This window comes from Thalassospira sp. MCCC 1A03138 (genome assembly GCF_002115785.1).
In the GTDB taxonomy this organism is placed as follows: domain Bacteria; phylum Pseudomonadota; class Alphaproteobacteria; order Rhodospirillales; family Thalassospiraceae; genus Thalassospira.
Map to the genome: position 1 here is coordinate 179334 of NZ_JFJY01000005.1, position 24276 is coordinate 203609.

The 24276-nt window shown below is 52.5% G+C and carries 23 protein-coding genes; 12 read left to right on the plus strand and 11 right to left on the minus strand.

All coding sequences use genetic code 11. The annotated features are described in order from the left end of the window. Window positions 1–32: 32 nt before the first annotated feature. From TH468_RS12235 to TH468_RS21930, 3 genes are read right to left on the minus strand one after another with little or no spacing between them, the layout of a single operon-like run. Window positions 33–557, minus strand: coding sequence for a DUF934 domain-containing protein (locus TH468_RS12235; protein ID WP_085644477.1), 525 nt, complete (start codon window positions 555–557; stop codon window positions 33–35). Then, window positions 544–2199, minus strand: coding sequence for a nitrite/sulfite reductase (locus tag TH468_RS12240; RefSeq protein ID WP_085644478.1), 1656 nt, complete (start codon window positions 2197–2199; stop codon window positions 544–546). Before TH468_RS12240 ends, TH468_RS12235 begins: the two co-directional genes overlap by 14 nt. 12 nt (window positions 2200–2211) lie before the next feature. Continuing rightward, the gene (locus TH468_RS21930) at window positions 2212–2505 is read right to left on the minus strand and encodes a DUF2849 domain-containing protein (RefSeq protein WP_062952052.1); all 294 of its coding nucleotides are present in this window, start codon (window positions 2503–2505) and stop codon (window positions 2212–2214) included. A gap of 218 nt (window positions 2506–2723) precedes the next feature. Here TH468_RS21930 and TH468_RS12250 point away from each other — a divergent pair, with 218 nt between their 5' ends. After that, window positions 2724–3140 (plus strand): DUF1489 family protein, encoded by a 417-nt coding sequence (locus TH468_RS12250; protein WP_062952051.1) that lies wholly within the window; start codon window positions 2724–2726, stop codon window positions 3138–3140. Between the two features lie 2 nt (window positions 3141–3142). On the opposite strand, the gene TH468_RS12255 is transcribed toward TH468_RS12250, so the two are convergent. Continuing rightward, the gene (locus TH468_RS12255; protein WP_062952050.1) at window positions 3143–4105 is read right to left on the minus strand and encodes a transcriptional regulator GcvA; all 963 of its coding nucleotides are present in this window, start codon (window positions 4103–4105) and stop codon (window positions 3143–3145) included. Between the two features lie 143 nt (window positions 4106–4248). Between TH468_RS12255 and TH468_RS12260 the strand changes: the two genes are divergently transcribed. The 3 genes from TH468_RS12260 (at window position 4249) to TH468_RS12270 (ending at window position 6666) form a co-directional block, all read left to right on the plus strand. Then, window positions 4249–4497, plus strand: a complete 249-nt coding sequence (locus TH468_RS12260) for a DUF1127 domain-containing protein (RefSeq protein ID WP_062952049.1) — start codon at window positions 4249–4251, stop codon at window positions 4495–4497. A 141-nt stretch (window positions 4498–4638) separates the two neighbouring features. Then, on the plus strand, window positions 4639–5676 hold the full coding sequence (ppk2, locus tag TH468_RS12265; protein WP_085644480.1) for a polyphosphate kinase 2: 1038 nt from the start codon (window positions 4639–4641) through the stop codon (window positions 5674–5676). Between the two features lie 120 nt (window positions 5677–5796). Next, complete coding sequence (locus tag TH468_RS12270) at window positions 5797–6666, plus strand: NAD(P)-dependent oxidoreductase (protein ID WP_085644482.1); 870 nt, start codon at window positions 5797–5799, stop codon at window positions 6664–6666. Window positions 6667–6744: 78 nt separating this feature from the next. Here the strand turns inward: TH468_RS12270 and TH468_RS12275 are convergent, their stop codons facing one another. After that, window positions 6745–8262, minus strand: a complete 1518-nt coding sequence (locus TH468_RS12275; RefSeq protein WP_037990114.1) for a S41 family peptidase — start codon at window positions 8260–8262, stop codon at window positions 6745–6747. 323 nt (window positions 8263–8585) lie between these two features. On the opposite strand from TH468_RS12275, the gene TH468_RS12280 reads away from it, so the two are divergent. The 7 genes from TH468_RS12280 (at window position 8586) to rsmA (ending at window position 18170) form a co-directional block, all read left to right on the plus strand. Continuing rightward, window positions 8586–10361 (plus strand): acyl-CoA dehydrogenase, encoded by a 1776-nt coding sequence (locus TH468_RS12280; RefSeq protein WP_085644484.1) that lies wholly within the window; start codon window positions 8586–8588, stop codon window positions 10359–10361. Window positions 10362–10556: 195 nt separating this feature from the next. Further along, window positions 10557–11675, plus strand: coding sequence for an LPS export ABC transporter permease LptF (gene lptF / locus TH468_RS12285; protein WP_246832314.1), 1119 nt, complete (start codon window positions 10557–10559; stop codon window positions 11673–11675). Beyond that, window positions 11672–12775: an LPS export ABC transporter permease LptG gene (lptG, locus tag TH468_RS12290; protein WP_085644486.1), complete on the plus strand. Its 1104-nt coding sequence runs from the start codon at window positions 11672–11674 to the stop codon at window positions 12773–12775. The genes lptF and lptG overlap by 4 nt, the downstream gene beginning before the upstream one ends. A 4-nt stretch (window positions 12776–12779) precedes the next feature. Beyond that, complete coding sequence (locus tag TH468_RS12295; RefSeq protein ID WP_246832316.1) at window positions 12780–14963, plus strand: LPS-assembly protein LptD; 2184 nt, start codon at window positions 12780–12782, stop codon at window positions 14961–14963. Between the two features lie 12 nt (window positions 14964–14975). Then, on the plus strand, window positions 14976–16247 hold the full coding sequence (locus TH468_RS12300; RefSeq protein WP_256376257.1) for a peptidylprolyl isomerase: 1272 nt from the start codon (window positions 14976–14978) through the stop codon (window positions 16245–16247). Window positions 16248–16267: 20 nt separating this feature from the next. Further along, window positions 16268–17299, plus strand: coding sequence for a 4-hydroxythreonine-4-phosphate dehydrogenase PdxA (gene pdxA, locus TH468_RS12305; RefSeq protein ID WP_085644492.1), 1032 nt, complete (start codon window positions 16268–16270; stop codon window positions 17297–17299). A 4-nt stretch (window positions 17300–17303) separates the two neighbouring features. Next, a complete protein-coding gene (gene rsmA, locus TH468_RS12310) occupies window positions 17304–18170 on the plus strand; it encodes a 16S rRNA (adenine(1518)-N(6)/adenine(1519)-N(6))-dimethyltransferase RsmA (RefSeq protein WP_085644494.1) in 867 nt (288 codons plus the stop codon). 21 nt (window positions 18171–18191) lie between these two features. Here the strand turns inward: rsmA and gmk are convergent, their stop codons facing one another. After that, entirely contained in the window at window positions 18192–18824 is a 633-nt protein-coding gene (gmk, locus tag TH468_RS12315) for a guanylate kinase (protein ID WP_139834707.1), read from the minus strand. A 10-nt stretch (window positions 18825–18834) separates the two neighbouring features. Beyond that, window positions 18835–19719 carry a YicC/YloC family endoribonuclease gene (locus tag TH468_RS12320; protein WP_085644496.1) on the minus strand — a complete coding sequence of 295 codons (885 nt, stop codon included), beginning with the start codon at window positions 19717–19719 and terminating at the stop codon, window positions 18835–18837. A 189-nt stretch (window positions 19720–19908) separates the two neighbouring features. Between TH468_RS12320 and TH468_RS12325 the strand changes: the two genes are divergently transcribed. Next, window positions 19909–20733, plus strand: coding sequence for an SDR family oxidoreductase (locus tag TH468_RS12325; RefSeq protein WP_085644757.1), 825 nt, complete (start codon window positions 19909–19911; stop codon window positions 20731–20733). A 20-nt stretch (window positions 20734–20753) separates the two neighbouring features. Here the strand turns inward: TH468_RS12325 and mltG are convergent, their stop codons facing one another. The 4 genes from mltG to fabG all read right to left on the minus strand — a co-directional run bounded on the left by mltG (window position 20754) and on the right by fabG (window position 24255). Continuing rightward, window positions 20754–21728, minus strand: a complete 975-nt coding sequence (mltG, locus tag TH468_RS12330; protein ID WP_085644498.1) for an endolytic transglycosylase MltG — start codon at window positions 21726–21728, stop codon at window positions 20754–20756. Between the two features lie 33 nt (window positions 21729–21761). Then, window positions 21762–23021, minus strand: coding sequence for a beta-ketoacyl-ACP synthase II (gene fabF / locus TH468_RS12335; RefSeq protein ID WP_037990093.1), 1260 nt, complete (start codon window positions 23019–23021; stop codon window positions 21762–21764). 87 nt (window positions 23022–23108) lie between these two features. Next, entirely contained in the window at window positions 23109–23345 is a 237-nt protein-coding gene (locus tag TH468_RS12340) for an acyl carrier protein (protein WP_007090351.1), read from the minus strand. A gap of 169 nt (window positions 23346–23514) precedes the next feature. Then, on the minus strand, window positions 23515–24255 hold the full coding sequence (gene fabG / locus TH468_RS12345; protein WP_085644500.1) for a 3-oxoacyl-[acyl-carrier-protein] reductase: 741 nt from the start codon (window positions 24253–24255) through the stop codon (window positions 23515–23517). Window positions 24256–24276: the final 21 nt, after the last annotated feature.

A 24276-nucleotide genomic window follows, 5' to 3' on the forward strand; every position in this document is an offset into this window, starting at 1 on the left:
TTTAAAGCCAGGCTTGATCAAACCAGATGAAATCAGGACGCCGATTTAAGAGCCGCCCGACGCCGTTCACGAAGCGATGCAGCCGTAACCCGCCCATCCCCTGTCGGTTGATAATAAACCGTCATTTCCTTTAATGCGGCGCGCACTTTTGTCAGCGATACATCGTCGTCATTTTTCAACTCATATGCGTCAAATCCGCAGCGATGCATATAGAGAATCTGGTCGCGCAACACGTCACCAATTGCACGAAGTTCACCCTTGAAACCAAGACGTTCGCGCAGAACACGCGCATAAGAATATCCGCGACCGTCGGTATAGGCCGGGAAATGGACGGTGATGATCGAAAGACGATCCAGATCGTTTGCCAAATCTTCCGGCGCATCGCCGGGGTTAAGCTGCACGCCAAGACCACCATTGCGGCCGATCAGCGTTTCGCGTTCTTCCTTAAAACGCGCAAGAGGCACGATAATGTTTTCCTCCCCCGGCGGAAGGTCGGCCTCGGCGTCAAGCGTGATCCATTCCTGATCAATCACACTGTCATTCTTAACGATCGCCATAAAGCACCTCCTTGAACGGGTCCATGCCGACACGGCGATAGGTATCGATAAAACGTTCGCCGGTTTCGCGAATGCCAAGATATTTGGTCACCAGACTTTCAATGGCATCGACGACTTCGGCTTCGGAGAAACCGGCACCGGCGATTTTACCGATTTCGGCATTCTCACTGGCGTCGCCGCCAAGGGTGATCTGATAGAATTCCTTGCCACGTTTATCGAGGCCCAGAATACCGATATGACCAACATGGTGATGCCCGCAGGCATTGATGCAACCGGAAATCTTAATCTTGAGTTCGCCGATATCATGCTGACGATCCAGATCGGAAAAACGTTCCGAAATGCGCTGTGAAAGCGGGATCGAACGCGCTGTTGCCAGGGCGCAGTAATCCAGCCCGGGGCAGGAAATGATGTCGGTAACATAGCCAAGGTTTGCCGTTGCCAGATTGGCGTTTTTCAGCTCCGCCCAAAGCGAGAACAAATCGGCCTTTTTCACGTGCGGCAAAACCAGATTCTGTTCGTGGGTTACACGGACATCACCAAAACTGTACTGCTCCGACAGATCGGCAACCAGTTCCATCTGGGTATCGGTTGCATCACCCGGAATACCACCAATCGGCTTCAGCGATACGTTGGCAATCGCATAACCCGGTTGCTTGTGCGCAATGACGTTCGAACGCACCCAGTTGGAGAATTCCCGGTTTTCGGCCTTACGACGTTCAAATTCGGAATCATCGTCGGAAAGGGTTTCGAATGCCGGAGGGGCGAACTGTTCGATGTAATGCGCAATTTCGGCATCATCGACGCGCAGTGATCCGCCCTTGATCTGTGCCCATTCTTCCTCGACCAGACGCTGCATTTCCTCGACCCCGATTTCATGGACGAGGATTTTGATGCGTGCCTTGTACTTATTGTCACGACGGCCAAAGCGGTTATAAACCCGCAGGATCGCCTCAAGATACGAAAACAGATCGTTCTTGCCGATAAAGTCACGCACGGTTTTACCAACGAATGGCGTGCGACCAAGACCACCACCGACGATGACTTCAAACCCGACCTCGCCCGCATCATTCTGATGCATGCGAAGTCCGATATCATGGACCTTTACTGCGGCGCGGTCATTTGGCGACCCGGTCACCGCGATTTTGAATTTGCGCGGCAGATAGGTGAATTCCGGATGGAACGTTGACCACTGGCGGATCAGTTCGCAATAGGGCCGCGGATCTTCGATCTCGTCGGCGGCTGCTCCTGCGTACTGGTCAGTTGTCGTGTTGCGGATGCAATTGCCCGATGTCTGGATCGCGTGCATTTCGACCTTGGCAAGATCAAGCAATGCATCGGGAATTTCATCAAGCTTCGGCCAGTTATACTGGATATTCTGCCGGGTCGTGAAATGTCCGTATCCCTTGTCATAACGGCGCGCGATATAGCCAAGCTGGCGCAACTGATCAGCGCGCAGCGTACCATAAGGAACGGCGACACGCAGCATGTAGGCGTGAAGCTGAAGATAAACACCGTTCATCAGACGAAGCGGGCGGAATTGATCCTCGGTAATGTCGCCGGACAGGCGACGTTTGACCTGCTCGCGGAATTGCTCGGTACGTTCCAGCACCAGCTGGCGGTCGAAATCATCATAGCGATACATGGTGTATCCTCCTTACCCGGCCTGATAGCCGAGATCCTGCCGCACGCTGGGACCCTTGGTGCGCAAGACTTCACGGTATTTCGTCGGAACCAGTCCGTCGTCCTGTTGCTCGACCTCGATCAGATACGGGCCGACGATGACAGTATCGAGCTCGGGTACACTGGCCTCGGCCAGCAAGGCGTCACCCGCCTCTTTTCCATCGGCTATACGCGACTGGTCGATATTTTCACTCCAACCGCCATCTGCGGTCAGGAAAACGACCAACCCGTCATCAAGACGGTTTGCCGTGACAACTTGCAGGGACATTCGGTTCTCTCAGCCTGTAAATCTCTCTGGGTGATGCCCTGTCTGTGGACATTTTCTGCATCAGAATTTGGATGATTACGCACTATTGGTCAAGTTTTTTTGTGAAATACATATAATTACAATTATTATTTGTAATTATTAATCCCCCCTTGACCAAACCACGCATGACTTCTAGGTCAGATAACACCCTGTCTCGCCCGAAAGAATACGAACAAACCATGCCCCTTCACCTGATCAAACTCAGCGTCGGTACAGAAAGCCCTGAAACCCTGCGTCAATGGCAGGCCTATTTTGGCGGGCTTCACGGCCGGATTTACCACACCACACGAATGACTCCGAAACGCAAGACGGAGATTCTGGAGGGTGGTTCAATCTATTGGGTGATCAAGGGGGCCATTCGTGCCCGCCAGCGCGTTGTCGATCTGGAAGAATTCATTGACGAGGAAGGCATCAAACATTGCCGCATCGTCCTTGATCCCGAACTGGTCGAAACCCGCACATGGCCCCACCGCGCATTTCAGGGCTGGCGATACCTTACCGAAGACAAATGCCCACCGGATGAAAAGCAGGCCGGTGGCGCAGAAGCACTTCCCGAAGACATGGCAGACGAATTGCGCGAACTTGGCCTGATCTGAATTCAGGCATCGGGATTGGGCGTAATGATTGTCAATGCCGGCTGACTTTCCTCGATATCCGTAAGCGTTGCGGCAACTTCATCCTTTAACCAGCGGATAAAGGCCTGCACACGCGGCCGGTTCAGGTTTTCCTCGGGACAGGTCAGATAATAGGCATAGCTTGACGCGACGGTTTGCGGGAACGGCCGGACAAGCAAACCGGCCTTCAGGTCCTGCGCAGCCAGACTGGTGCGTGCCATACCAACACCATGCCCCATCAGGGCCGCCTGAATAACCATGTCGCCGGAATTGAAGCGTAGCCCGCGACGCAGATCAATACCCTTGACGCCAACCCCTTCCAACCAGAACTGCCAATCCGCAGCACGGGGCTGTTCTATATGTGAAGTCGCATCATGCAACAGTTGGTGCCCTGCTATGTCGGCCGGTTTATTCAAAGGAGGACTTGATGCCAGATAATCCGGACTGCAAACCGGGAAAACCTCGTCACGCATCAACAGTTCGGTATAGAGATTGGGATAACGCCCTCGCCCAAAGCGTACCGCCAGATCAATGCCTTCGTTACGGAAATCAACCAGACGGTCATCAGCGTGAATGCGTACATCGATATCAGGATGTGCCTCGCGAAAATGCCCCAGACGCGGCACCAGCCATTTGACGGCAAAGGATTGCAATACGCTGACCGTGACGACCCCGGCCTCCTCCACCGCCCGGAGACTTTCGATTTCCCCGGCAATGCGTGAAAAGCCTTCATACGTTGCCCGCGCCAGACGGTCACCTTCGTCAGTCAATTGCAATCGCCTCGGCAACCGAAAGAACAGCCGAAAACCCAAATATTCCTCGAGCTGGCGGATCTGCTGGCTAATAGCCCCCTGGGTCACAAAAAGTTCCTCGGCTGCACGGGTAAAATTAAGATGCCGGGCAGCCGCATCAAACGCACGCAGGGACTGTAACGGGGGTAAACGCATTTTTTGCCTCAAGCCAGCCAATCATTAGGTCAACTAATACTTAACCCCAGAAATACTCGTTTGTCACGCAAGACGTTTGGCGTGAATATGGGTCTCAACCATAGAAACCTCTCATTAGAGGAACTTAATTCAGGAGAACGAACATGGCACATTCAATCTGCCAGACGACTTCTGGCCAGCACACGACACGCCACAACCATATCAGCGGCTTTCAGCAATTTTCCGGAAACCTGCAGCAGGGACTAAACACGGCACTGAACATTATTGCCGCCACCATGGCCAAAAGGTCGCAACGCCGTGCCCTTATGCGGTTGAGCGACAGCCAGCTTGCCGATATCGGCCTGTCACGCACCGATGCCGAAGCCGAATATCGGAAATCCTATCCGATCTGATCAGACGAGACCACCGACTGCGCCATGATCGAAAACCCGATCCGCCCCCACGGATTTGACATACCTCCTTGCGCCCCCTTTCGATCATGGCGCATTTATGCCACTGTAATTTCCCATCAAGGTTGCAGAGGCATCAGCAGAATGGCCGCGAAAAAGCAAGGCACCCCGACAAAGAAGACAGGAAGCAGCGACAATACGATCCGCAATGCAGTGAAACATACTGCACGCAGCCGCAAGGCCTCAAAACAGCATCCCGATCTTTCCAGTCTTGATAGCGAAGCCCGCGACCGTTTTTTGCTGGATGCCGAAAACATGACGATGGATCGCCTTGATGACCTTCCTTCAAGAAAACACAGTGCTTCTGAAAGAACACCTTCCGGCGACGATCTTCCTCCGGATGTTGATCTTGATCCCAATTCACATGCCAAAAAGATGCATGGCAAACAGTATCTTGAGCTGATTGCGCCCCTGCATATCGAACTTCTCAAACTGCAAAACTGGATCAAATCCGAAAATATCAAATCCCTGGTCATCTTCGAAGGCCGCGATGCAGCAGGCAAAGGCGGCACGATCAAACGCTTTACCGAACATCTTAATCCGCGCGGTGCACGTGTCGTCGCACTGGGCAAACCGAACGACCGGGAAGTGACCCAATGGTATTTCCAGCGTTATGTCGAACATCTGCCGTCCGGCGGGGAAATCGTCCTGTTTGACCGGTCCTGGTATAACAGGGCGATGGTTGAACGGGTCATGGGCTTCTGCAACATGTTCGAAGTCAGCGAGTTCCTGCAATCGGTTCCAGCTTTGGAACGCATGCTGATCCGTTCCGAAATCCACATGACCAAATTCTATTTTTCGGTCAGTAAAAAAGAACAGGCGCGCCGGTTTGATCAGCGCAAACAAGACCCGCTTAAACAATGGAAACTAAGCCCGGTTGATCTGGCATCGCAAAATCTTTGGGATGCCTACACCGAAGCAAAGACAGAGATGTTTTTCCATACCTCGACCACCGACAGTCCTTGGATCATTGTAAAGTCAGACGACAAGAAGCGCGCACGTGTAAACGCTATCCGCTATTACCTTTCGCAGTTCGAATATCCCGGAAAAAGGCCTGAACTTCTGACCTATGACCGGCGGATCATTCACACCGTCAGCGAGGAACTGGCACTCGACGACTGACAGATGAGTGATCCGATGTATTCCGGATCGTGGAAACATTGTCTCCATGACATTCCGCTGCATTGACATTCGCAAGGTGGCCTCCTTTACTGGTAACACCAATTACACGGGAGGCACGAAATGGCAAAATGTGCATTTATCGGGCTGGGCGTCATGGGCTATCCCATGGCCGGCCACCTGCAAAAGGCAGGGCACGACGTTACTGTTTTCAACCGCACCGCCGCAAAAGCAGATAAATGGGCGGGCGAATATGGCGGAAAATCCGCCCCTACCCCTGCCGAAACCGCCAACGGGGCAGAATTTGTTTTTATCTGCGTTGGCAATGACGATGATCTGCGAAGCGTCGTCCTCGGCGATACCGGTGCTCTCGCCGGGGCGGCAAAAAATGCTGTGATGATTGACAATACAACAGCATCAGCCGATGTCGCCCGCGAACTATATGCGGCTGCCAAAGATGCTGGTGTTTCCTTTATCGATGCCCCCGTATCGGGCGGACAGGCGGGTGCTGAAAACGGTGTTCTTACCGTCATGTGCGGCGGTGATCAGGCGGCATTTGATCGCGCGGCACCGGTTATTGATGCGTTTGCGCGCTCCTGCAAGCTGATGGGCGAGAGCGGATCGGGCCAACTGACCAAGATGGTGAATCAGATTTGCATCGCAGGCCTTGTTCAGGGTCTTTCCGAAGGTGTGAATTTCGGTCGCAAGGCTGGCCTTGATATGGAAAAGGTTCTTGATGTGATTTCGAAAGGTGCCGCTGGCAGCTGGCAGATGGAAAACCGAGGCAAGACAATGGTCGAAGACAAGTTTGACTTTGGCTTTGCCGTTGACTGGATGCGTAAAGATCTTGGGATCTGCCTTGAAGAATCGAAGCGCAATGGCGCGCGCCTGCCGGTAACCGCGCTTGTTGATCAATTCTATGCGCAGGTTCAGGAGCGTGGAGGAAACCGTTGGGATACATCCAGCCTGATTGATCTTCTGGCGCGTGGATAAGCAGCACCGCAGACCTTTCAAAACACACAAAAAAACGCGGCCTTTTGCAGGGCCGCGTTTTTTGACAATTTATCGCAATTAGAGCCCCGCGCGCAAAAGTGGCTCCACCTGATCCCTATACACAGCAAGCTTACCGTCACTGAAATAGCCCACGGCACATTCAAGAACAGTATCGCGCTGCAATTCCTTGGCTTTGGCCTCGCCATCGCCTTCGGCGTCCAACGGGTTATCATTTGTTGCAGATTTGCCGATACGGGTAACCTCTATATCGCGTTCGCAACTTGCTGCATCCATTGATGCAAGAACCTTGCGCGGATCGCGGCGACGCGGCGGCAAGGCGTGCTCAAGGTCAACCTCCCGCTCGAACTCTTCGGCATCAGGAAGTTTGACTTCGATATCCGGGACAACACCATTGCCCTGCACGATGTGGTTTTCCGGCGTCGTGTAATAACCAGTCGTGATTTTAAGACCACCGCCAGAAGTCAGCGGCATGATGCGTTGCATTGAACCTTTACCAAACGACTGTTCGCCGATGATGACACCTCGCCCGTTTTCACGCAGGGCGGCCGCCATCAATTCGGCGCCCGACGCCGATCCACGGTCAAGCAGAATAGCCATGGGCGCCCCGTCAAAATAATCGCTGCTGTCTGCTTCATAGCTGCGCAATTTACGTTCGCCCCGCCCTTCGGTCGCAACAATCAGCCCCTTGCTCAGGAATTGATCGGCAATATCGGCGGCACTATCAAGCAATCCACCCGGGTTGCGTCGCAAATCAACGATTACGCCCCGTGGTGACCCAATCCTGTTTTCCAGCATTTCAAGATATTCGCGTGTCTGATCCAATGTGCTGGCATCAAAACGCGACACACGGATGTAGGCCAAATCGTTATCGATGATTGATGCGGTAACCGACGGCACCTCGATCCGTGCACGTTTCACGGTGACGTCAAAGTTTTCCTGCTTGCGCTGTATCGACAGTGTCACCGGGTCGCCGATGCGACCGCGCATAAGACGGACAGCCTCGGCAATGGGCTCGCCCTTCATTTCATGACCATCAATATGCGTGATCCGGTCATTGGGTTGCAGGCCAGCCCGTGCGGCAGGTGTATCGTCAATCGGTGACACGATACGGATCAGCTTGTCCTCATCCTGCGAAATCACGATGCCAACACCGGCAAAACTTCCCTCAGTACTTTCCTGCAAACGGCGGAACATATCGTCGGTCATATATGCGCTATGCGGGTCCAGGTCGTGCAGGCTTTCGTCGAGTACTGCACCAACGATGCCGTCTGGCGTGTGATCATCAGTTTCAAGATTTGGCAAACTGGCAATCGCGCGCTCGACAAACGCCGGGCGATCAATATTTTCCACATAGGTATCGGAGAGAACCTGAACCGCTTCGACGAACAGTTTATCGGCGCGATCATATTGGTCGCTGGTCGCACTTTCGTCGACATAGTCGCGGTAGGCATCCAGAAACTGCTGTTCATCATCGCTTGGCCAAACCGGACCGGCACACGCCACCAACCTCGTTCCGGCAAATGAAATCACCACCGCAAGCAAAATTGGTAATATTCCTTTGCGCAGCACCGCCATACTCCTGTGTTTTCTTGTTCTTCAGATCGTGTCCCGATCACCGGAAGGGCAGTCTAGCTTGCCAAAGCCCGAATGGCGACCCTGCAACGGTTTTCACACCTGATTTATATCGGAACCATTATATATTACCGCCAGTAGTGCGGCGCAACACTCGCTGGTTTTCCAGAAGAACATCCAACTAATAGCTTAGAGTAATTTGGTACTTTCAGAAGGAAACAGACTCGATCTTCTCCCGCCTTGTGATTATGCTATATAGCAACAAAGCCCCGAAACGAGGGCGATACCGAGCGGGCGCCTCACAATTCAGGGAGACGTCTTTTTCCATGAGCGACTATACGCCACCACTCCATGATCTGCGGTTCCTGATCCACAATGTGATCGGTTTGCAAACCGTTTCGGATATCCCGGCCTTCGCAGAAACCAGTCCGGACCTTGTCGATGCCATTCTTGAAGAAGCAGGGAAACTGGCTTCTGGCGTACTGGCACCCTTAAACCGTATTGGGGATCAGGAAGGTTCGGTTCTTCAAACTGATGGCCATGTTAGAACTCCGACCGGCTGGAAGGATGCCTATGATAAATTCTGTGAAGGCGGCTGGCAGGGCATAAGCGCCCCACAGACCGAGGGCGGCATGGGGTTGCCGTTGCTTTTGGGTGCCGCCGTAGGAGAGCTTTGGCATTCGGCGAATATGGCCTTTGCCCTGTGCCCCATGCTTACCGCCGGCGCCATTGAACTTCTGACCGCACATGGATCGGACGAGCAACGCGCAATTTATCTGTCACGCATGATAAGTGGCGAATGGACCGGCACTATGAACCTTACCGAACCGCAGGCCGGTTCCGACCTTTCAAAGGTTCGCAGCACGGCCGAGCCAGAAGATGACGGTTCGTACCGGATTACCGGACAAAAGATTTTTATCACCTATGGCGATCACGAGATGACAAGCAACATAGTTCATCTTGTGCTTGCCCGGACACCGGACGCGCCAGACGGGGTCAAAGGTATATCGCTATTCATTGTGCCGAAGTTCGTTGTGAACGCCGATGGCACACCAGGTGAGCGTAACGATGTGAAATGTGTATCACTCGAACATAAGCTTGGTATCCATGGAAGCCCGACCGCTGTTCTTTCCTTTGGAGACAACGGGGGTGCCAAGGGTTATCTGGTCGGACACAAAGGCCACGGTTTGGCTTGCATGTTCACAATGATGAACAACGCCCGTCTTGCCGTCGGGCAACAGGGCGTCGCGATTTCAGAACGCGCCTATCAGCAAGCTGTATCCTACGCACGCGATCGCAAACAGGGGAAATCTCCGACGACCGGGCAGGATGAAAGCATCATTCATCACGGCGACGTCCAGCGCATGCTGATCCGAATGCGCTCAACCGCCGAAGCCGCCCGCGCGCTTTCACTTTATGCCGCGGCGCAACTTGATATTGCTCATCATCATGAAGACGAAAATGAACGCACGAAGGCGCAAACGCGCGCAAACCTTCTGATCCCAATGGTCAAGGGATGGTCAACGGATCTGGGCGTGGAAAACGCATCCCTTGGCATTCAGGTTCATGGCGGTATGGGCTTTATCGAGGAAACAGGCGCAGCCCAGCATCTGCGTGACGCGCGAATTGCCCCAATTTACGAAGGCACAAATGGCATTCAGGCACTGGATCTGATCGGCCGGAAGCTCCTTCGTGATAATGGAGCCGCGATGCGGTCACTGATTACCGAAATGCGTATGTCTGTATCCAAGCCGCATCTTGATGACAATTTGTCTAAAGCGGCGCGGATGTTCGGCCATGCCATCGATCAACTGGAACAAACCACAAAAGATATCCTCACCACGCGCAAAAACTCATCTGGCCTCGCTCAGGCTATCGCCTCCCCCTACCTCCGGCAGACTTCGATTTGTGTGGCAGGTTGGTTAATGTTCCGCTCTTTGGAAAAACTGACCGATAGCGGCATTGAAAAGGGCTTTGCCAAAGCAAAGGGCCTAAGCTGTAACTTCTTTTTGGCGCAAATCGTTCCCGAAGCCGATTTCATGGCACAGCAGATCGCCAATACGCGCCACGAATTGCTGCATGAAACCGCGCCATTATTCTGACACAGCGTTGACGTTGAAATCCCCCAACCTCTTCCGGAACAGATTCTCCAGAAGAGGTTGCTTTCGCCTTTAACGGCAATCGTTTGCAGCATACTCCACCGCAATCAGCCAGCCCCGTCGCGTAACAGTGTAATTGCCGGGATTTACCCCTAATTTCCTGTTTCGGTTTTTGAACGCTTCTCTATAATCCGGCCAATGAATCGTTTAACCCGATATATGCTGAAACAGCAGTTCATCATGATGGTGTTTGTGACACTTGGCTTGCTATGTGTCATTTGGCTGTCGCAAAGCCTGCGTTTCATTGAAATGATTGTGAACCGCGGCCTTTCGGTATCGGTATTTTTGCAGCTAACATCTCTGCTGCTTCCAAGCTTTTTGGCAATTATTTTACCGATCTCGCTCTTTTTCGTTGTAGTTTTCACATATAACAAACTTATTCAGGACCGCGAGTTGATCGTTATGCGATCCGCCGGGTTAAGCCAGTGGGCTCTTGCAAAACCGACACTCATACTAGCATTGCTGACCGCCGCTTTCGGTTATTTCCTGACGCTGTTTTATCTGCCTTACAGCTACCAGCAATTCAAAGAACTGCAGTTCTCAATCCGCAACGATTTCTCATCCGTTTTGCTGCAGGAAGGCAGCTTTACCGACCTTGACGGTCTGACAGTCTATATCCGGGAAGTCGGGCAGGATAACGAGCTACTTGGCATTCTTGTCCATGACGCCAGAGACCCAAACAAACAGGCCACAATGATGGCCAAAAATGGTGCGCTCGTTCGCACGGAAAATGGTCCACGGATCGTATTGCTTGATGGAAACCGCCAGGAAGTCAACACGAAGGACGGCACGATGTCGATCCTCTATTTTGACCGCTATGCTGTCGATATTGCGCATAATGCAGAAGATCCGACCCTTCGTTACAAAGAAGCGCGAGAACGAAGCGTATCCAATCTTCTAACAACCATGCCGCCTGATGTTTTGCCGAATGACATTGGCTCATTTCGCGCTGAAGGGCATGATCGGCTACTTTCACCGCTATACTCCATCGGCTTTGCAAGCATTGCACTGGCAGTTCTGGTTTCAAGCAGCTTCTCTCGCAGGGGGCAGACCGGGCGCCTTTTATTTGCGATTGCAATTATGATCGTCTTCCAGGTGATCAGCATCACAATGAAGAACCTTGCAGCAAAGAATCCCGACCTTGTCCCCCTTATGTATTTGAATGCGCTTCTTCCAATCGCAGGGGGCCTCTACTGGACATTCCGCGGACCGCAAATTCGTGCGAAGGCTGGAAGCCGGGACGAGGTTCCAGCATGAGAATCTCACCGACCCTAACCTGGTATTTCGGCAAACATGTTCTGATATCGATTCTGGGAATTCTCGCCCTTTTGATCGGATTGATCCTGATCGGCGATACAATCGAGTTGCTGCGTCGCGCCGGTGGACGCCCAGATGCGACGGTTGGTATCGTGTTTCAAATGGCAACCAGTCGAATTCCATTCATGACAGAGAAGGTCCTGCCGTTTGCTGTCTTGTTCGGATCGATGTTTTCGTTCTGGAAGCTTACTGGCAATCAGGAGCTTATCGTCACACGTGCAGCAGGTGTTTCTGCCTGGCAATTCCTACTTCCGCCAATCATGTGCGCGATTTTGCTAGGCTCCATTCAGGTTATGGCGCTTAATCCGCTATCTTCAATTTTGCTACAAAGATACGAAACGCTCGAGGCCCGATATCTTCAGGGCAACAGCAGTGTCATGAATCTCTCATCAAACGGATTATGGCTGCGTCAGGGCACGCAGGATGGACAGGCCGTAATATATGCCCGCGAAGTTCGTGGGCAGGCAACAGATAGAGTTGACTTACGGAACGTCACCGTTTTCCGTTTTCAGAATGCCGATGATTTCACAACCAGAATTGATGCGCAGCGTGCAGTTCTCGAGCCCGGCACATGGCGTTTCTATGACGCATGGACCTTCCATCCGGGACAGACTAGTGAGTTTTCATCCGAATTGATGTTGCCCACAAATCTGACCGCACGAAAAATCCAGGACAGTTTTGCATCTCCCGAAACGATGTCGTTCTGGGACCTGAAGCCGTTTATCAACCTTTTGGAACGCGCCGGCTTCAACGCAACTCGCCATCGCATCCATTTTCACAGTTTGCTGTCGCGTCCATTGCTGCTTTGCGCAATGGTTCTGATTGCCGCTGCATTCTGTCTTAAATTTTCTCGACGTCGCCGCGCATCTCTTGTTATCGGTGGGGGTGTCGCGACCGGTTTCATTCTTTATTTTTGTACCGATGTCATTTCAGCACTTGGCGTTTCAGGTGGAATCCCGCCCGTCTTGTCGGCTTGGGCACCTGCAGGTATATCTTTGCTATTGGGAGTTTCCACCTTGCTTCATCTGGAGGACGGCTAGCTGAATGGCTCATACAGGGGGAATGATAAAAAGACTGGCAACGGGGACCATCCTGGGCTGTGCATTTGCTTTGGCCGGAACGTATTCGATTGCCGCCAAGGCACAGCAGTCCGATGAAGTGACCACTGCAAAGGACGAACAGTCCAAGATTCTTTTCAGTGCGGATGAAGTTGACTATAACCGGGAACTTCAAACGGTAACAGCGCGCGGCAATGTCGAAATCTCGCGGGATGGTCGTATTTTGCTGGCCGATACCGTCAGCTATGACAGATCACAGGACGTGCTTACGGCGTCTGGCAATGTCAGTATTACCGAACCAACCGGTGAAGTGACGTTTGCAAGTCATGTCGAACTCTCGGGTGATTTCAAGGAAGGCATTGTTGAAGACATTTATGTTCTTCTTGATGAAAACACTCGAATTGCCGGTACCGGCGCGCGCAGAAGCGGCGGGAATTTTACCGAAATTGCCAAGGCGGTTTACTCTCCTTGCAAGGTTTGCGAAGACGCCCCAGAAACACCACCACTTTGGCGCATCAAAGCAGCCCGTGTTCTTCACGATGCCAAAGAAAAAACCGTGGAATACGAAGATGCCCGACTGGAATTTGCAGGAATTCCGGTTCTTTATTCGCCGTATTTCCAACATCCTGATCCAACAGTTAAACGTCAATCAGGTCTTTTGGCACCATCTTTTGGTAGCACGAGTTATGTCGGATCGTTCTTCGAATTGCCCTATTATTGGGCTATTGATCAAAGCAAGGATTTGACCCTTCGTCCTATCTACACAACGGATGAAGGCCCGGTTCTCGCCAGTGAGTATCGCCAACGCTTTGACAGCGGTGAAATGGAAGTTGTCAGTAGTGTTACCAGTGACGATACGGACGACTTTCAGGGGCACATTGATGCAAAAGGCCGTTTTGACATCGATAAAACATGGCGGTGGGGATTTGATGCAGAACAGGCTTCTGAAAAGACCTATATGAGCCGATATGGTTTTGGCTCCCCATCTGTTTTGACCTCCAACCTGTTTACCGAGGGTTTCAGAGGGGCCAGTTATAGCCGTGTCGACGGCTATTACTTCCAGGGACTAAAGGCCGAAGATGATCGGGATACGACACCCATCATTTTGCCACACGCACAATTCCACGGTCAAACGGCTCCGGCGAAATATGGCAGTTACACCACCCTTGATTTGGATGCCTTGTCTCTCACCCGGGAAGAAGGGGCGGATTCTCATCGCCTTTCCGCCAAAGCAGGCTGGGCTCTGCCCTATATCGGATCACTCGGAGACGTAACAAAGCTCTCGATGTCCATTCGCACCGACAATTACATGGTTTCGGATGTATCAAGAGACGGTCAACAGGATTACAACGGATATGCAGGCCGAATTCTTCCATTGGCAGCCATCGACTGGAACATGCCGTTTGTGAACAATCAGGGCAGCTACCATCATATCATCAAACCGATTGTCATGGCCGCATGGTCGCCAAACGGTGGAAATCCGAACGAGATTCCGAATGAAGACTCCCAGTCATTCGAGTTTGATGACATCAATATTTTCTCACATGACAGATATAGTGGCCTTGACCGCGCAGAAGACGGTTTTAGAACCAGCTACGGCCTTGAATGGGGGGTCTACGGCGAGGAAGGAGGATATACCAGTGCCATGTTCGGCCAAAGCTATCGCGCCCAAAAGGGCGATACCTTTGAAGAAGGCTCTGGCCTCGAAGATCATCTGTCGGATTATGTCGGCAGATTAACCGTCTCTCCAAACAAATATGTCGACCTGACCTATCGCTTCCGGCTTGATAACGAAGATTTCTCGACACGCCGAAATCAGGTATCAGCAGGTTTGGGTGAAAAGGAAACGTTACGCCTTAATCTGGATTACGTTCACTTTGCAGAAGATGCTGGCAGTGATGAGTTCGGCCAACGAGAAGAACTTTATTTCCGCGCGGAGCGCCAGTTCAGCGGATTCTGGTCGGGGATGGCATATAGTCGCTATGATCTTGATCAGAACGACCCTCTTGAATACGGTTTCGGCTTTGTTTACGAAGACGAATGCTTCGTGTTTGACGGACGGGTCAGAAGAACATTCTACGAAGATCAGGACCTTGGTCAGTCGGATGAGATTCTTTTCCGACTGGTATTCAAAACACTTGGCGAATTTGCGTCAGCAGCCGGATTATAAGGCAGTATAACCTTGCATAGCACCAGACTTTCTCATCTCGTCGCAGCAATTGCTGTCATGCTTTTTGCTGCTGTTTCGATATCGACAGCAAGAGCTCAAAGCACGATCGGCGTCGCAGCTGTCGTCAATGATGCCCCGATTTCGGTGGTCGATCTGGTAGAACGTATCAAGCTTGTCACTGCCTCTTCCAATATTCCGATGAGCCCGCAACGAAGCCAGGAGATGGCACCACAGATTTTACAGCAGCTGATCAATGAAAAGCTGCAACTGCAGGAATCTGAACGTCGCGGCTTTGAGGTGACGGACGCAGATATTGATCGCGCCAAAACCCTCATCGAGCAAAATTCAGGATTGCCACCGGGTGGGCTTGACCAGTTTCTGGCTCAGAATGGTATCGCACCAGAAACCATAAGAAACCAGATCCGTCCCCAAATTGCATGGCAAAAACTTTTGGGTTCCATGCGTCGCGAAATCGAAATTTCCGATACAGAAATTGATGACAACCTCGAACGTATTCGCAGCAACCAGGGCAAGCCGCGTAACAATGTTCAGGAAATTTTCCTGCCTGTCGATAATCCGCAGGACGAAACCAAAGTTTACCAGAATGCCCGCGAGGTGATCCGGGCCCTTGAACAGGGCGCTAATTTCGGCGGATTGGCGAGACAGTTCTCGGCAAGCTCAAGTGCAGCAAACGGTGGTAACCTGGGCTGGCTTTATTCCGGTGAAATGGCCGGAGAATTGCAGCAGGCCATTAACCAGATGCAGCCGGGCGATGTAAGTGATCCTATCAGAACCATTCGCGGATATTACATCCTGAAACTGCTTGAACGCCGTCGGGGAGATGCCAATGCCCTGACTGATGTCCGGCTTGATCTATATCAGCTCTTTGTACCGATTGCAGCCAACACGCCCCAAGATGAGGTCAACTCCAAACTTGGTATCCTGCAAAATGCCAAAGAAACCGCCGATAGTTGCCAATCATTGGCAAATGTCGCGGTTGACCTTGGTTCGGACATGAGCGGAAAGACCGAGGGCATATCACCAAACGATCTTGCAGGGCCTGTACGCAATGCAGTCGCAAATCTGGATAAAGGCGGTATTTCCGATCTGATCAAGGTTGATGGTGGTGCCCTGCTTGTCATGGTTTGCGACAAGACCGAAGAAAGTACTCTTCCTGACCGGGAAAGCATCCGCCAACGTCTTGAAATGGAACGCCTCGAAATTCTGGCGCGCCGTAAACTGCGTGAATTGCGTCGCAATGCGTTTATCGATATCCGGATGTAATCCGGAAAGGACGCCAGCTGATGAGCAACATCAAGCCGATTGCAATGACACTGGGAGAACCGGGCGGCATCGGCCCGGAGCTCGCCCTTAAGGCGTGGCTGTCGCGCAAAGACCCTGTCCTGCCTCCATTTTTCATTCTCAGTCCCAAGACAATCATGGATCAAACCATCGAAAGTCTTGGGCTACGGGTAAAAACCAAGGTGATAAACGAGGTCAGCCAAACAGGTAAGGTCTTCGAGGACGCCCTTCCGGTTTTTGAAATCCCCGGCACTGCACAAGATATCAAACATGGAACGGCATCCAGCAAAACCGCATCTATTGTCATAGACAGCATTACCCATGCCGTTAACTTGACGCGATCAGGAACAGCAAGTGCTGTGGTAACCAATCCGATCCAGAAGAGCGCGCTTTATCAGGCCGGTTTCAAACATCCCGGCCATACCGAATTTCTGGCAGAGCTTTCTGGTCCGGGCACCATCCCGGTTATGATGTTGGCCAATAGTCAATTGCGCGTCGTACCGATGACAATCCACATCGCCCTTTCGGAAGTGCCAAAGCAACTTACCAGTGAAATGATCAAACAATTGGTCCGCGTCACGTCAAAGTCTTTGCAAAGGGATTTTGGTCTGGAAAAACCAAGGCTTGCGATTGCCGGATTAAACCCGCATGCAGGTGAAGATGGATCAATGGGCGACGAAGAAATCAGGATAATACGTCCTGCCATAAAGGCATTGCAGAATGAGGGGTTTGATGTCGTTGGGCCCCTCCCCGCCGATACCATGTTCCATGCCGAGGCACGTGCAAACTACGATGTCGCCCTATGTCCCTATCATGATCAGGCTCTGATTCCGGTCAAAACACTTGATTTCCATGGCGGCGTGAACGTCACGCTAGGATTGCCCTTTATCAGAACGTCCCCTGATCACGGGACGGCTCTTGATATCGCAGGGAAAGGCATCGCACGGCCTGACAGCCTGATCGCAGCCATCAAAATGGCGGCTGAGATGGCACACAAACGAGTAGCCGGCAACGCTGCCTCACAAGGAGCCTGACATCGTGTCAGACCAGAACAACGAAACCGCCAGCCTTGCCAATGATGGGCTTCCACCCTTGCGCGACGTCATTGCAACGCATGGACTGTCCGCACAAAAGAAGTTTGGCCAGAATTTCCTTTTTGATCTGAACCTGACCGGGCGGATCGCGCGCGCGGCTGCACCACTGGATGACGCAACTGTAATTGAAATCGGCCCAGGCCCCGGCGGCCTGACACGCGCCTTGCTTTATCATGGCGCAACGAACTTGACGGTTATCGAACGTGATCCCCGTTGCCAACCGGTTCTTGAACAAATCAGCAATCACTATCCGGGGGCGCTTCATGTGATCGATGGGGATGCGCTTGACGTTGATGTTACGTCACTCGGCCCGGCTCCGCGAAAGATTGTCGCCAACCTTCCCTATAACGTGGGCACGCAACTTTTGCTGGCTTGGCTGATGCAGATTGATCAGTTTGCCAGCCTGACTTTGATGTTCCAGAAAGAAGTCGCAGAACGCGTTGTCGCCGCCCCGAAAAGCAAGGCCTATGGCCGCCTTTCGGTCCTGTGCCAGTATTTATGTGACTGCCAGATACTTTTTGATGTGCACCGTAGTGCCTTCACCCCACCGCCCAAGGTAACCTCAGCTGTCGTTCAACTGCGTCCCAAAACAGATCGCGGCGAAGCTGTAAATCTTGTCAGTCTGGGCAAGATCACACAGGCAGCCTTTGGCCAAAGGCGCAAGATGCTGCGCGCCAGCCTTAAGACATTGAACATGGATGTCGGAATGTTGTTGGAACGTGCACAAATTACAGAGACAGCACGTGCCGAAGAATTAAGTGTAGCCGATTTCGTTCGACTAACACTTGTTCATGAGGAAATGGTCGCCTGATCAGGCGGCCATTTCGGATCATCAATCTGTCAAAAGCTTTTTAACGAACCCCGGCAGTTGGGATTGGCGTTCGCGTTTAACGCGCTCTGCACCAATGACATGTTGTACATCGGCAAGACAACGTTCAAGGTCATCATTGATCAGAACATAGTCAAATTCTTCCCAATGGCTGATTTCGGCACCGGCTTTTGCCATACGCTTCATGATCACATCATCAGCATCCTGTCCCCGGTCACGAAGACGGCGCTCAAGCTCGGCCGACGAGGGCGGCAGGATGAAGACAGAAACAACATCATCCCCACCCTTCTCGCGTATTTGCCGCGCGCCTTGCCAGTCAATGTCAAACAGAACATCGTGGCCTTCGGAAAGCGCCTTTTCGACCGGGCCGCTAGGCGTGCCATAATAGTTGCCAAACACTTCCGCCCATTCCAGCAATTCATCATCGGCGATCATATGCTTGAAGGCATCAACGGATTTGAAGAAGTAGTGTATCCCTTCTTCCTCGCCCGGACGCGCTGCACGTGTTGTAGCGGAAACGGAAAGAGAAATCTGGCTGTCTTTTTCCAAAATCTGGCGTGTGATCGTGGTTTTCCCTGCCCCTGAAGGGGCACAGAATACCAGCATAACACCACGACGTTTTGCCTGATCCATCATCGGATTGTCCTTATTCAACGTTCTGAACCTGCTCGCGCAGTTGATCGATTATGACCTTAAGCTCCATGCCGCAATTGGTCAGTTCGATATCATTCGCCTTGGAACAGAGCGTATTGGCTTCACGATTGAATTCCTGACATTGGAAATCAAGTTTACGGCCAATCGCACCGCCTTTTTGGATCATGTCGCGTGCGGCGATGATATGGGCTTTAAGTCGATCGATTTCCTCCCGAACATCCGCCTTGGTCGCAAGCAAAGCTGCTTCCTGATGAAGCCGTTCGGGATCGAACTTGCCTGTTTCCATCAGCTCATTGATCTGACGCTTGAGCTTTGTCTTGATCGCATCGCTTCGAACGGACGCGCAATTTTCAGCACTCAGGACGGCTTCCTCGATACGATCAATATGACCGCGCAGCATTTCGTCAAGCTTCGCCCCTTCTTCGGCACGATGTGCTGCCAGTTGATCAAGCGCCTCGCCAAAGCTTTCAAGGATCGCGGCATCCAGGTTTTCGCGACTGTCGTCGTCTTCCTGCTGTTCGACCGCTTCAAGAACGCCACGCACATTCATCAAATCTGCAATCGTCCCGGCCGAAAGGCTGCTGGCGCGATCAAATTCCTTGGCCAGCGCAACCAATTCGGCAAGTAGATCGCGGTTAATGCGATAGGCACTGGTTTCCCCGGGGCGGACCACATTTAACGTGACCCCCATATTGCCTCGCTTGAACCGTTTGACAACGGCGTCTCGTACAACAGGCTCCAGACGTTCGAAGCCGCCGTTAAGGCGCGTACGAACGTCCAATCCCTTGCCATTGACACTGCGAAGCTCCCAGGTCCAGCCAAAGCCTTCTGCACCGCCGTCGGTGCGGGCGAACCCGGTCATGCTTGATACGGTCATATTCTTATCCAGTCTGAATTGTCGGTTGCCCGTTTATAACGTTTGTGCCTCGGCGCGCCAAGGGATTGTCGTTTGATGATCGATCATCAAGACAGACAGTTATTGCCCGCATTTCATAATGCTGCCCTAATGCTGTCCCATGTTCCGCGCGAACAATTCGGAACACGTCCAACGGGATCACGAGCAACCATGTCACTGCAATACCACGCCATCCTGATTACCGGTGCCAGCTCGGGCATCGGGGCCGCCCTTGCGCGTCACTATGCCCGCACCGGGGTAACCCTGTTTATCAGCGGCCGGGACCAAACACGTTTGAAACTGGTCGAAAATGAATGCCGTGCCGTAGGGGCAAATGTATTTGCCGATGTTCTTGATGTGACCGAACGTGAAACGATGGTTGAATATGTTACCAAATGCGACCAGATTACACCGCTGAGCCTGATTATCGCCAATGCGGGTATTTCAGCCGGAACCGGCAGCGAGGGCGAAGACCCCGACCAGGTACGCGATATTTTTGCAACCAATGTTGCGGGTGTTCTCAACACGATTGATCCTGCCATCGCCTTCATGTCCGCACGTGGGCACGGCCAGATCGCACTGGTTTCATCGCAGGCATCTTGGCGTGGTCTTCCGTCCGCCCCGGCTTACTGTGCCAGCAAGGCCGCCGTAAGGACGTATGGTGAAGGACTCCGGGGTGCCCTTGCCCCCTTCGGGATAAAGGTGAATGTGATTTGTCCGGGATTTGTCAAAAGCCGCATTACCGATGCTAACGACTTTCCCATGCCATTCTTCATGCAGGCTGACAAGGCCGCAATCAAGATTGATAAAGGCCTGTCGAAGAACAAGGGAATGATCGCGTTTCCCTGGCAAATGAACATTCTGATTGGTGTTTTGAAAATGGTTCCACAATCACTGCTGGATATGGCGGCATCGCGCATCCCGCGAAAGGCATCGAAAAGCCAAACGCGCCAAAGACTGGCATCAACTTCCGAACATATACAGCCGCGTCAATAAAAACGGCGATAACCAGTTACTTATTGGCGATCCCGGATGCGCCGCCAACGCGCGACATTGCGGTTATGCTCGTCCAAAGTTCGGGCAAAGGCATGACCGCCCGTTCCATCCGCAACGAAATAAACCTCGTCAGTTTCGGCAGGATGCAAAACGGCATAGATCGCATCACGTCCAGGATTTGTGATCGGTCCCGGTGGTAACCCGGATGACACATAAGTATTGTAGGGACTATCGAATTTCAAATCAGCACGCGTCAAGGCACGGTCAAGTGGTTCATCCGGGCTGATTGCATAAGCGACCGTCGGATCGGACTGCAAACGCATATTCATTCTGAGCCGGTTGACAAAAACCCCCGCAACACGTGGACGTTCCGCCGCAATACCAGTTTCCCGTTCTACAATCGATGCCAGAACAATCGCTTCTTCGATGGTATCATATGGCAGATTGGCTTCTCGTCCCGGCCACAACTGGGTTACCAGCGCATCATGTGCTGCTGCCATGCGATCAATGATGCTTTGTTTCGTGTCACCGAACGAAAACTGGTAGGTCTCTGGCAGAAGCATGCCATCAGGCGGAACATCAGAAATTTCACCAATGAGACCATCTACAAGATTGATACGCGTGATGATCTCGCTTGAGCGCAGCCCTTCAGGGATCGTCACAAACCGTTTTACAGTATCACCGGTCGCAAGAATTTCTGCAGCCTGTTTGGGGCTGACACGTGCAGGAAAATGATATTCTCCTGCGCGCAATGCCCGATCAAGCCCGGCGATCCGGACGCCAAGCAGAAACACAAGTGGTTCCTGAATAATATTTTGGCGGCGAAAGATGTCCGCAATCCCGCGAACACCGGTACCTTGCGGGATGACAATATCACTGCCCTGCGCCAGCTTGCTGGGCGATGTATACTGCACATAAACATACACCGCCGACCCACCAATGGTGAGCGCGGCGGTGATGCATAAAAAGCCAAGAACAAGCAGAAAACGCTTCAAGGGGTTTCCCTCTGTAAGGTTGAATCTGCTGTCTTAAACGCCTTTGAAGACCAGCGAAGCATTGGTACCGCCAAAGCCGAACGAGTTCGACAGGGCGACATTGACCTTGCGTTTCTTCGCTTCAAGCGGAACCAGATCAATTCCGAGGCAAGCTTCGGAAGGATTCCGCAGGTTAAGGGTCGGCGGAACAATACCTTCATGGATTGCAAGGATCGAGAACACAGCCTCAATCGCACCTGCTGCACCAAGAAGATGGCCCGTTGCCGATTTGGTCGAGGACATCGAAAGTTTCGATACCGAATCCCCGAACAGACGTTTTACCGCACCGAGTTCGATTTCATCACCCAACGGAGTCGACGTACCATGTGCGTTCACATAGTCGACGTCTTCCGGGTTAACGCCCGCATTGCGAAGGGCATTGCGCATCGAACGGAAACCACCATTGCCGTCTTCGGCAGGTGCCGTGATGTGATAAGCGTCGCCCGACATGCCATAACCGGCAACTTCGGCATAGATTCTAGCACCACGGGCTTTGGCGTGCTCGTATTCTTCAAGCACCACACAACCGGCACCTTCCCCCATGACAAAGCCGTCGCGGCCCTGATCCCAGGGGCGCGATGCTTCGGTCGGGGTATCGTTGTAACCGGTGGACAAGGCACGCGCAGCAGCAAAGCCCGCCATACCCAACCGGCAAACAGCGGCTTCAGCCCCCCCGGCAACCATAACATCTGCATCGCCCAGCATGATCATGCGCGATGCATCGCCAATGGCGTGCGCACCGGTTGAACATGCCGTAACGACCGCATGGTTCGGGCCTTTAAGGCCGTGTTTGATCGAAACCTGGCCTGAAACCAGATTGATCAGGCAAGACGGAATGAAGAATGGGCTGACACGGCGGGTTTTGCCGTTATTCACCAGCTCCGTGGCTTCTGAGATTTTCGGCAGACCACCAATACCCGAACCGATCAAAACACCGGTATTTTCCTGGTCTTCATCAGTTTCAGGCTTCCAGCCGGAATCGGCCAGTGCCTGATCGGCAGCGGCAACACCATAGACGATGAAATCGTCCATTTTCTTCATGTCTTTGATCGAGACATGATCTTCCGCGTTGAAAAGTCCGTCACCCACACCGCGCGGCACAAGGCCAGCGATCTTGGCCGGGATATCGGACACATCGAAAGTATCGATGCTTTTGATTCCGGATTGGCCGTCCAGCAATTTCTGCCAGGTGTTCTGTGCGCCGCTGGCAAGCGGAGTAACAGCACCAATACCGGTAACAACTACGCGTCTCATCCCGTACTACGCCTTTATTTTATGAATACAGCAAAGACGAAAAGGGCGCCTGAGGATGCCCTCTGGCGCCCATGTCTCACGGCAAGATTAGCCGTTCGCCTTTTCGATGAAGTCGATCGCGTCTTTAACGGTCAGAATTTTTTCTGCTGCGTCATCAGGAATTTCGCAACCGAATTCTTCTTCAAACGCCATGACCAGCTCGACAGTGTCCAGGCTGTCGGCGCCCAGATCGTCGATGAAGCTTGCGTTTTCGGTGACCTTGTCTTCCTCAACACCGAGGTGCTCGACAACGATCTTCTTCACGCGATCTGCGACATCACTCATAGCTCAAATCCTTCAATAGGTTTTCTGTCAGTTGGTTTTGATTGGTTCTTCGCGCCTTCCCCCTATTGAAGGAATTTGCGAGGACCGGAATCCGACAACCGCAATTGCCGGTTTCGTGATTTTCTATAGCGGCCTCTTTTAAACAGAAAAGCAAGCAACCCGCAACGGGTTAAATCATCGCCATTCCGCCATTCACATGCAAGGTCTGCCCCGTGACATAAGCGGCTTCGTCGCTTGCCAGATACAGAACCGCTGCTGCGATCTCTTTGCTTTCCCCCATGCGCCCGGCAGGAACATTGGCCAGAAGCTTTTCTTTCTGTCCGTCATCAAGCTCGTCTGTCATCGCCGTGGTAATGAACCCCGGTGCAACACAGTTAACAGTAATTCCGCGCGATGCAACTTCCTGTGCCAAGGATTTTGACCATCCGATCATTCCGGCCTTCGCTGCCGAATAGTTGGTCTGGCCCGGATTCCCTGTCACACCAACGATCGAGGTAATATTGATAATACGGCCATGACGGCGTTTCATCATCCCGCGCAACGAGTTCCGTGCAAGCTTGAAAGCAGCCGTCAAGTTCACATCGAGAACCGCCTGCCAGTCTTCGTCTTTCAAGCGCATCGCAAGCTGATCACGGGTAATACCGGCATTATTGACCAGAATGTCAAGCTGACCGCCAAGGGCTTCTTCGGCATCCTTGATCAGACCGGCAACCGATTCCGGGTCAGAAAGGTTACCCGGAACAACAACAGCATTTTCACCAATTTCCGCGGCAACAGCCTGAAGGCGTTCTACGCGCGTGCCCGAAAGAGCAACCTTTGCACCGGCCGCAGCCAGAATTTTGGCAATTTCACCGCCGATACCACCAGTCGCGCCGGTTACAAGTGCGGTCTTGCCTGCAAGATCAAACATCAATCTATCCCTTTGGGTTCG

Excerpts from the sequence above, each read along its gene's own strand:
- TH468_RS12340 (WP_007090351.1), bottom strand. The coding sequence starts at position 23,345 with ATGAGTGATGTCGCAGATCGCGTGAAGAAGATCGTTGTCGAGCACCTC.
- TH468_RS21930 (WP_062952052.1), bottom strand. The coding sequence starts at position 2,505 with ATGTCCCTGCAAGTTGTCACGGCAAACCGTCTTGATGACGGGTTGGTC.
- TH468_RS12320 (WP_085644496.1), bottom strand. The coding sequence starts at position 19,719 with ATGACCGTATCAAGCATGACCGGGTTCGCCCGCACCGACGGCGGTGCA.
- TH468_RS12270 (WP_085644482.1), top strand. The coding sequence starts at position 5,797 with ATGGCAAAATGTGCATTTATCGGGCTGGGCGTCATGGGCTATCCCATG.
- TH468_RS12295 (WP_246832316.1), top strand. The coding sequence starts at position 12,780 with ATGGCTCATACAGGGGGAATGATAAAAAGACTGGCAACGGGGACCATC.
- TH468_RS12275 (WP_037990114.1), bottom strand. The coding sequence starts at position 8,262 with ATGGCGGTGCTGCGCAAAGGAATATTACCAATTTTGCTTGCGGTGGTG.
- TH468_RS12250 (WP_062952051.1), top strand. The coding sequence starts at position 2,724 with ATGCCCCTTCACCTGATCAAACTCAGCGTCGGTACAGAAAGCCCTGAA.
- ppk2 (WP_085644480.1), top strand. The coding sequence starts at position 4,639 with ATGGCCGCGAAAAAGCAAGGCACCCCGACAAAGAAGACAGGAAGCAGC.
- TH468_RS12240 (WP_085644478.1), bottom strand. The coding sequence starts at position 2,199 with ATGTATCGCTATGATGATTTCGACCGCCAGCTGGTGCTGGAACGTACC.
- lptF (WP_246832314.1), top strand. The coding sequence starts at position 10,557 with ATGAATCGTTTAACCCGATATATGCTGAAACAGCAGTTCATCATGATG.
- TH468_RS12235 (WP_085644477.1), bottom strand. The coding sequence starts at position 557 with ATGGCGATCGTTAAGAATGACAGTGTGATTGATCAGGAATGGATCACG.
- fabG (WP_085644500.1), bottom strand. The coding sequence starts at position 24,255 with ATGTTTGATCTTGCAGGCAAGACCGCACTTGTAACCGGCGCGACTGGT.
- fabF (WP_037990093.1), bottom strand. The coding sequence starts at position 23,021 with ATGAGACGCGTAGTTGTTACCGGTATTGGTGCTGTTACTCCGCTTGCC.
- TH468_RS12280 (WP_085644484.1), top strand. The coding sequence starts at position 8,586 with ATGAGCGACTATACGCCACCACTCCATGATCTGCGGTTCCTGATCCAC.
- TH468_RS12325 (WP_085644757.1), top strand. The coding sequence starts at position 19,909 with ATGTCACTGCAATACCACGCCATCCTGATTACCGGTGCCAGCTCGGGC.
- lptG (WP_085644486.1), top strand. The coding sequence starts at position 11,672 with ATGAGAATCTCACCGACCCTAACCTGGTATTTCGGCAAACATGTTCTG.
- gmk (WP_139834707.1), bottom strand. The coding sequence starts at position 18,824 with ATGATGGATCAGGCAAAACGTCGTGGTGTTATGCTGGTATTCTGTGCC.
- TH468_RS12260 (WP_062952049.1), top strand. The coding sequence starts at position 4,249 with ATGGCACATTCAATCTGCCAGACGACTTCTGGCCAGCACACGACACGC.
- TH468_RS12255 (WP_062952050.1), bottom strand. The coding sequence starts at position 4,105 with ATGCGTTTACCCCCGTTACAGTCCCTGCGTGCGTTTGATGCGGCTGCC.
- pdxA (WP_085644492.1), top strand. The coding sequence starts at position 16,268 with ATGAGCAACATCAAGCCGATTGCAATGACACTGGGAGAACCGGGCGGC.